Consider the following 8017-nt stretch of genomic DNA (forward strand, 5'->3'; position numbering starts at 1 on the left):
ATCCCGAATGCCGTCTTCTGGCTGAGGCGCACCGTGGACCTCGAGAACATTCCCCGCCTCGTGAAGTTCATCCGCTCCGAGGAGGTTGCCATAGTTCACACCCATGGCTACCGCTCGGACATCATCGGACTCGTAGCTGCCAGGTTGTCCTCGCGCCCCGTGATCGCGACGATCCATGGTTTCGTGCCCATCGACTCGCGATTGCGCCTCTACGAGCAATGCGACCGCTTCGCTCTGCGCTTTTTTGATCTCGTCCTGCCTGTCTCGGACCGGATAGGGCAGGCGTTGCGCGCAAGCGGTGTGCGCAGGGAGAGGATCACCACGGTCCGAAACGCCATCGCGACCGGGGACGACGAGGGGCGGAAATGTTCGGTTTCCCCGCTTTCCCTTTTCAAGCGTGACGGGGACTTTCTGATAGGCATCGTGGGAAGATTAAGCCCTGAAAAGAACATACCGGGCTTTCTTGAAGCGGCGAGAAGGCTGTCGAAGAGATACGGTCATCTCAGGTTCATGGTGGTTGGCGAAGGCCCCGAACGGGAATGCCTCGAAGGCCTGACGATGAGGATGGGCCTCGATGGAAAGGTGAGGTTCACGGGGTTCGTCGAGGAGATGGAAGAGGTCTATTCGCTGCTGGACATGCTCGTCATCACCTCCTCGACGGAAGGCGTTCCGTTGAGCATTCTTGAAGCAATGAAGCACGGCATACCGGTGGTTTCCACAGGGGTGGGGGGAATACCCGAGGTCATCGAGGACGGTGTTGACGGTCTTATGGTGGAAGCGGGGGACACGGGGGCGCTCTGCCGGGCCGTTGAAACGCTTGTTGTGGACGGCAACAGGTACATGGCGATATCCCGCAACGCGCGAAAGAGGGTCCTTCGGGACTTCGACAGGTTGTCATGGACGCGGAGGATCGAGTCATGCTACCTGTCCATGCTCAATAAAAGGGAGGAAGCGTCGAATGAATAGGCTCAGAGTGGGTATTGTCGGTTGCGGAACGATCTTTCACCATCACCAGGCCTTCATCCGTTCCTATCCGGGGGCCGCCCTGTGCGCGGTGGCGGACAGGGACGAGAAGGCCCTCAGGAAGGCGAGCGAAGCGTACGGCATCGCGAACTGCTACGGGGACCTTGAGGAGATGGTCCGCGCGGAAGCGACGGACGTTATCCACATCACCACGCCCCCGCAAACGCACGCGTCCCTCGCCGAGAGGGCCATGAACCTGAAGAACCACGTTTTTGTCGAGAAGCCCCTGACACTCGACCACGGGAGCGCGGTGAGGCTCTACGACATCGCCGCGAATAACGGCGTCAAACTGTGCGTCGACCACAACCATCTTTTCGATCCCTGGATGCTGAAGGCGAAGGAGGTCCTCAAGGGCCTCAGTCCGGAGGACGTCACCTACGTGGAAAGTTACTACGGCATCAACCCCAACATCCCCGAGATCATGGGTTACCGGAGCGTGGGTGAGATATCCTGGATCTTTTCCCTGCCGGGAGGCCTCTTCCATGACTTCCTTTCCCATCCCCTCTACCTCATGCTCGAGTACACGGGCAGACCAGTGAGAATCCAGACGATGGCCAATTCCTGCGGGGCCCTCATCCAGGGCCTTTCCGACGAACTCCATATCATGGTGGAGGGTGAAAGGGCCATGGGCAAGCTCACCATCTCCTTCAACGCGAGACCTTTCCAGCACTTCCTGAAGATCTACCACAAGAAGGCCATCGTCACCGTGGATTTCAACAATATGACCATGGTCGCCAACAGGCTGACGGGACTGCCGGGGGCGGTGACAAAGATAGCCGGCAACCTCGGGGCCGCCCGCGCCTTGACCGCCCAGACGTTCTCCAACGTGTACAGGTTTCTCACGGGAAAACTGAAGCCCTATTCGGGGATGAAAAACCTCATCCACGATTTCTACGATTCCATCCTGCAGGCGACGGACACCCCTGTTTCCGCCGAAAGCGCTCTGGCCGTGCTCGAAACCATGGACTGGGTGTGGAAGGACGCGGGCAAGCTTCATCCCGTGTTCAGGAATGTCCCCGCCAGGGAGGAAGTGAAATGGGCCCCGGCGAAGGCGAGGGTGCTCGTCACGGGGGCCGGAGGTTTCCTGGGCCGAAGGTTGACGGAGGTCCTCGCGGGCAAAGGATACTTCGTTCGCGTTCTCGTCCGGAGACTCACCGATGTGGAGCCCTTCAGGGTCCTTGGTGTTGATGTCCATTACGGCGATGTCCGCGACGAACTGGCCCTGGCCCAGGCCATCGACGGGATGGATTTTGTGGTCCATGCCGCCGCCGCCCAGGAGGGTGATTGGGACACCTTTGACGAGACGACGGTCCGCGGGACGGAAAGGGTCATGAGGCTGGCCCGTCAGCTCAAGGTGAGGCGGGTCATCTACATCAGCTCCATGAGCGTCTACCACATGAACGGCCTCAAGAAGGGGTCGGTGGTGACGGAGGACGGCCGACTCGAAGAGAACCCCGGGGCCCGCGGGTTCTACACCTTCTCGAAGCTGGAGGCGGAAAGGGTCGCGAAGGGGTTGATGGCGGCAAAGGGCAACGGCAACGGGAAGGTCCCGGGAGTCATACTGAGGCCCGCCACCATATACGGGCCAAGGGGCCCCGTCTTCACGCCCCTCATCGGCATCTCGCTCTTCGACAAAGTGTTCATGATACTGGGGAAGAAGAAGATGAGGCTGCCTCTCGTTTACATCGACAACCTTGTGGACGCCATTATCCTGTGCATGGAGGACGACAGGGCGGCGGGCCAGACGTTCAACGTCATCGACGACGAAGGCACAACAAAGGAGGACTACGTGAGGAAGCTTTCGGCAGGGGTGTTCCCGCGGTCCCGCTCGGTGTCCCTGCCTTACTGGTTCGTGTATTCCTCCGTCCGCTTCCAGGAGGCCGTCTTCGGGATGATGCACAGGGACCCCGTACTCACCCGGTATCGGCTGAGTTCCGCATCCGCGGACGCAGCCTTCAGCAACGCGAAGATCAAGGAGCGCATCGGCTGGCGGCCGAGGGTGTCTCTCGAGGAAGGCCTTTCGAGGACCTTTGAGTGGTTTAAGGAGAATGGAGAATAAGGGTGATGGGTCATGGGTCATGGGTTATGGGGCCGGCAGAGCATAGAACGATCTTCGGGAGGTTGGGCAAGTGAAGTCAATTATCCTGCTGTTGTGGATCCCCCCTCTTCTCTATCTCAGCTTCAGTGTATTCTACTACGCTTTCCTTGCCGTCGCGTATTTCGTGACGAGGGACAGACAAGAGGCCGTCGCTCACGGGACGCGGCGGTACCTCGTCCTCATACCGGCCCACAACGAGGAGGCCGTGATAGGAAGGGTCCTCGCGAGTCTCACCCGGGTGGCCTACGATCGGGGCGACTTCGAGGCCTGTGTCATCGCGGACAACTGCACCGACGGGACGGCCGGCATTGTCAGACGGCATGACGTGAAGGTCCTCGAGCGAAACGACGCCTCGAAGAAGGGCAAGGGCTTTGCCATCGAGTGGGCCTTGAGCCGGATCGATATCGACGTTTTCGATGCCGTAGTCATCGTCGATGCGGATAACCTCATCGACCCCGGGTTCTTCCATGGCCTCGACGAGGTCCTGGACGGGGGAAGAAGCGCCATACAGTGCAACAACTGCCTTGCCAACTCCCATGACACGGCCTTCACGGGGGTCATCCACCTTTCGAGGACGATCAACAACGAGCTCTATCATCATGTCAAGCACCGGATCGGCCTGTCGTCGTACCTCATGGGGAACGGCATGTGTTTCACGACGCGACTCCTCACGGAGCATCCCTGGGTGACGGGAACGATGGCCGAGGATTACGAGTACTACGCGAAGCTTGTGGCGAGCGGCGAGATCGTGGGGTTCGCGGCGAATTCCCGGCTCTATCACCAGGAATCGAGAGGGTTGAGGCATGCCTCGGAACAGCGGCTCCGCTGGTCGGCGGGACGGTTCGAGGTGGCGAGGCGATATGGCCTCAGGCTCTTCATGAGAGGCTTGAAAACGCGAAACTTGAGGATCGTGGACGCCTCCTTCCCCCTCATTCTGCCGAACCTGTCGCTCATGGTGAACATGACGGCCGCCGCGCTGGCCGCCGGTCTCGTGACGCACTGTTTCATCCCCGTGCCCCTTGTAGTGCTCTGGCTTGTCTTTCTCATGACGATGGAAGCAGCCTACTTCGCAAGCGGGGTCTACCTCACGGGGATGCCCGTCTTGAGGTTCCTTCACGCCATCGGTTTCGCACCCCTCTTCCTCGTGTGGAAGGGCTGCATCGATCTTTTGGGGATATCGGGAAGGAAAACGGGACAATGGGGAAGGTCGGGCAGGCTATGAAACCGGCGGATGCGCCGGCCCTGAGAGAGGAGGAGAACATGATAGCGGAAAACCGGGCGGCCGCTGACCGCGACCATCTCCACCGGGTGAAGTATTTCCATGATGCCGACGCCTCACGATACCGGGCCGACCGGTATCAGTGGGAGACATGCGAGGGGTTGGCCTACGTCACGCGCAGGCAGATCGTCCTCGCGATGGCCGACGCGGCGCCGGGCCGGGTCCTCGATGTCGGCTGCGGACCGGGGATCTTCACCCGGGACCTGCTACAGAAAGGGCACGAGGTCTTGAGCGCCGACCTGTCGATGGGGATGATACGGGAGGCAAGACGTACCGCATCGGCGGCAACGTGCGCCGCGGAGCCCCACTTCGTGGTGAGCGATGCTTCCAGGATCTGTGTCTCCGGGGACTGCATGGACATGGTGCTGTCCATCGGTCTTATGTGCTATGTCAAGGACCACAGGGGCGTCCTGTCGGAGATCCTGAGGGTCCTCAAGCCCGGCGGTGTCGCCGTCATCCAGGTCAACAACATACGATGGCCGGCGCTGTACCGCGCTTTCGTTCCCCTCTATCGCCGGCTGAAGACCCTTATCGGAGCGAAGAGGTACGACGGGCTGGATTTCGACTTCAATTTCTCTTCGCGGAAGAGGTTTCTCGATGACATTGCCGTAAGCGGCCTTCAGGTTCTCGATATCGAACACTACGATTTCCGGCTCCCCTTCGCGGACATCCTTCTGCCGCGGTTGTCCGTCAGGATGGGCAAGCTCATGTTCAGTGGCAGGCACAGGCGGTTGTGCAGGTGGTTCTCCCATGGCCTCCTGATCAAGGTGAGAAAATGACGGTTCCTTCAAAAGCTGCAAGGCGCTCGGGGAGACGGGAGATGAGAGCATGGGACCAGGGAAACCCGGAAGGTGAAAAAGACCGGGGCTGCACCGGGCCGGAGGAAAGGCGGAAGTGGTGCAGCCCCGATCCCTTTCGGGGTGGAAAGTCCCTGTTACTGCTGGCTCAGCACCCTGAGATTTGCCGGCGCGGGGACCTCGGACGCGGGAGCTCCCGCGGGGCCGATGTAGGAATCGGCGACGACGATATCATCATAGTCGCGCGCGTGTTCCGTGGGTGCCGTCCACGAATGACCGTACTGGTTGCCGCCGATCTCGACGTATCGTATGTACCAGCCATCGGGCCACCAGGTGGCATTCAGAGTTCCCTTGGAGACGCCGTTGACCCAGAACTCGGCCTTCTTATTGACGAGGTCCATCTTGATCTCGTAGCAGACCCATGTGTTGACAGTGTAGTGGCTGTTGAGACTGTACCCGGTAAAAAAATGGTTGCTGGAGCTCTGCGCGTCCCACAGGTTCATCTGGACACTGCTGCCGTTCACCTGGAATTCGGGAATGAGGATCTGGCCGTTCGACTGTTTCAGCCGGAAGAGCTTCTGAAAATTGCTGAAGGATTTTGTGGAGTCTCTCTGGTACCAGCGCAGGTAGATGAGGGTGTAGTTCCTCCCCAGGTCCTTTACGAGGATGTTCTCCCCCGTGGGCCAGGACTCCTGCTCCAGATTGATGCGGAAGCCCCTCTTGTTCGTCGCGCCGGGATTCGACCTCTCAGCACCCCCGATGATTTGGGTGTTGGGGTTGCCGTAGTTCTTGCCGAGGGTGTTGGAACCGAAGCCGCTGTACCCTGTGGGCAGGCCCGGGTTGGCAGAGCAGTCCGACAGGCTGCAGTTGTAATCCTTGGTGAAGCTGTCGAAGCTTTCCTGCCAGATGACCGTCGCGTGACCTGTATGACATATAGCGATGAGTAATAATACCGCCATTCCTGAAATGATCTTTTTCACTTGTTTGCCTCCTAGCTTTCTCTCGGTGTTGCCTGTGCGGTCCGGTGGCGTTCCGTCCGGTCGTCCTGCGGGTGTTCCGGGGAGAGTCCCACAGACACCCGCGAGGACCATATTTCTATTATAGTTCATGGTGGTCGACATCCCCACGCAATATTTCATGAGATCCTTCTCAATAATAACCGTACTTGAAGTACGCCCGTATGGTGTGGTTTGCCGTCACGTTGGAGAAGGTGTAGGAGCTCACGGCGCCCACGTTCACTCCGTCGACGAGGACGTACCTGATGGAGAATCCTGTTTTCGGGGTTATCGTGAAGGCCTTGCTCGATCCGGAGGCCACGCTCACGCTGCCCGACGGAGACACGGTGCCGCCGTACCCCGCGTAGGCGCTGATGGTATGGGAGGAGGTCGTCGTCTTCGCGTTGAAGGTTGCCGTGACGTTTATGTTCCGTGTCATCGTGCCTCTGCATGTCGTCGATGTTCCCGCGAAGGCGCAGTCGCCGCCCCATCCGGCGAAGACCGAATTGGAGTCAGGCGCGGCCGTGATGGTCACCGCGGTGCCCGATGCTAACACCGTCCCCGACGGGTTCGACGTGATGGTCCCCGAGCCCGTGCCGGCCGTGGCAGTTGTCAGGGTGTACGTTGTGGTGCCGCTGCTTGATTGCGCGAAGGTCGCCGCGATGGTATGGTTGGCCGTAACGTTGGAGAATGTGTAGGAGTTCACGGCGCCCACCGACTGACCGTCGACGGTCACGTTGCTGATCGTGTAGCCCGAGGCGGGTGTTATCGTGAAGGATTTACTGGAGCCCGAGCTCACGCTCACGCCGCCCGACGGTGATATGGAACCCCCCGTCCCCGCTGACGCGCTGATGGTATAGTATGTGGTGGTCGCGCTCCTGGTGAAATTGGCCGTGACGCTTATGTTCCTCGTCATCTTGCCGCTGCAGGTCTTCGACGTTCCCGCGAAGGCACAGTCGCCGCCCCACCCGGTGAAAGTGGAGCCGGAGTCAGGCGCGGCCGTGATGGTCACCGCGGTGCCCGACGTGAACACCGTCCCTGACGGGTTCGATGTGACGGTTCCCGAGCCCGTTCCTGCCGTGGCGAGTGTGAGCGTGTAGGTGGTGGTCGATGTTGCCGCTGCCTGGGAGATGGAGAATGTCTTCCCCGCAACCGTGAAGGCCGCGGTTCTCGCCGAGCCTGTGTTGGCCGCCACCGAATAGGTCACGGTCCCGCTTCCCGTCCCGCTCGTGCCCGAGGAGATCGTTGCCCAGGATACCCCCGTCGACGCGCTCCAGGTGCAGCCGCTCGCGGCTGTCACCGTGATCGTCCCCGTCCCCCCGCCGCTCGTGAAGGAGGCACTCGATGGTGAGATCGAATAGGTGCACGAACCGCCGCTGGCGTAGCTCACCTCGTTGGAGTAACTGCTCTCCTCCTGGGATGAGTCATAGGCGGTCACGGCGAAGTAGTATGTGGTCCCGCTCGTGAGGTCGGAAAGTGTGTAGCTCGTCTGGTTTCCGACATTGACGCTCGTCGTGTAGCTGCCGCTCGCTGTTCCTCTGTGCAGCTTGTATCCTGAGACACCCGCCGCGGCGTCCCAGCCGAGTGTCACGCTTGCCGCCTCCGCTTTTGCCGAAGGATGGAACGCGGATGCTCCCAGAAAGAGACAACACATAGCCAGGATCAAGAACAGAGAAAACGATTTGCTTTTACTCCCGCTGCTCTGGTGATACATTAAAACCTCCCGAAGATTTAATACGTGCCGAATCGACTGGCCAATTTTCGATCGCTGCCCCGAGAAGAGCAAAAGCCGTGCCTCGAGGTGAGGAAATGTGCTATACTGTTG

The 8017-nt window shown here is 59.9% G+C and carries 6 protein-coding genes; 4 read left to right on the forward strand and 2 right to left on the reverse strand.

Annotated features, from left to right (window positions below; genetic code table 11):
- The 4 genes from GXX82_09615 to GXX82_09630 form a co-directional block, all read left to right on the forward strand.
- Positions 1-966: glycosyltransferase (locus GXX82_09615; GenBank protein NLT23292.1), on the forward strand; the 966-nt coding region annotated here is incomplete at its 5' end.
- Entirely contained in the window at positions 959-3082 is a 2124-nt protein-coding gene (locus GXX82_09620; protein ID NLT23293.1) for an NAD-dependent epimerase/dehydratase family protein, read from the forward strand. The genes GXX82_09615 and GXX82_09620, both read left to right, overlap by 8 nt.
- 70 nt (positions 3083-3152) lie before the next feature.
- Complete coding sequence (locus GXX82_09625; protein ID NLT23294.1) at positions 3153-4343, forward strand: glycosyltransferase; 1191 nt, start codon at positions 3153-3155, stop codon at positions 4341-4343.
- A complete protein-coding gene (locus tag GXX82_09630; GenBank protein NLT23295.1) occupies positions 4340-5179 on the forward strand; it encodes a class I SAM-dependent methyltransferase in 840 nt (279 codons plus the stop codon). Before GXX82_09625 ends, GXX82_09630 begins: the two co-directional genes overlap by 4 nt.
- Positions 5180-5334: 155 nt before the next feature.
- On the opposite strand, the gene GXX82_09635 is transcribed toward GXX82_09630, so the two are convergent.
- Both GXX82_09635 and GXX82_09640 read right to left on the reverse strand, forming a co-directional pair.
- The gene (locus tag GXX82_09635) at positions 5335-6177 is read right to left on the reverse strand and encodes a hypothetical protein (GenBank protein ID NLT23296.1); all 843 of its coding nucleotides are present in this window, start codon (positions 6175-6177) and stop codon (positions 5335-5337) included.
- Positions 6178-6346: 169 nt separating this feature from the next.
- Positions 6347-7783, reverse strand: a complete 1437-nt coding sequence (locus tag GXX82_09640) for a fibronectin type III domain-containing protein (GenBank protein ID NLT23297.1) — start codon at positions 7781-7783, stop codon at positions 6347-6349.
- Between the last annotated feature and the right edge of the window lie 234 nt (positions 7784-8017).

The sequence above is a fragment of the Syntrophorhabdus sp. genome (assembly GCA_012719415.1).
Taxonomy (GTDB): domain Bacteria; phylum Desulfobacterota; class Syntrophorhabdia; order Syntrophorhabdales; family Syntrophorhabdaceae; genus Delta-02.

Coding starts and splice junctions, on each gene's coding strand:
- GXX82_09620 (NLT23293.1), top strand. CDS start 959: ATGAATAGGCTCAGAGTGGGTATTGTCGGTTGCGGAACGATCTTTCAC.
- GXX82_09630 (NLT23295.1), top strand. CDS start 4,340: ATGAAACCGGCGGATGCGCCGGCCCTGAGAGAGGAGGAGAACATGATA.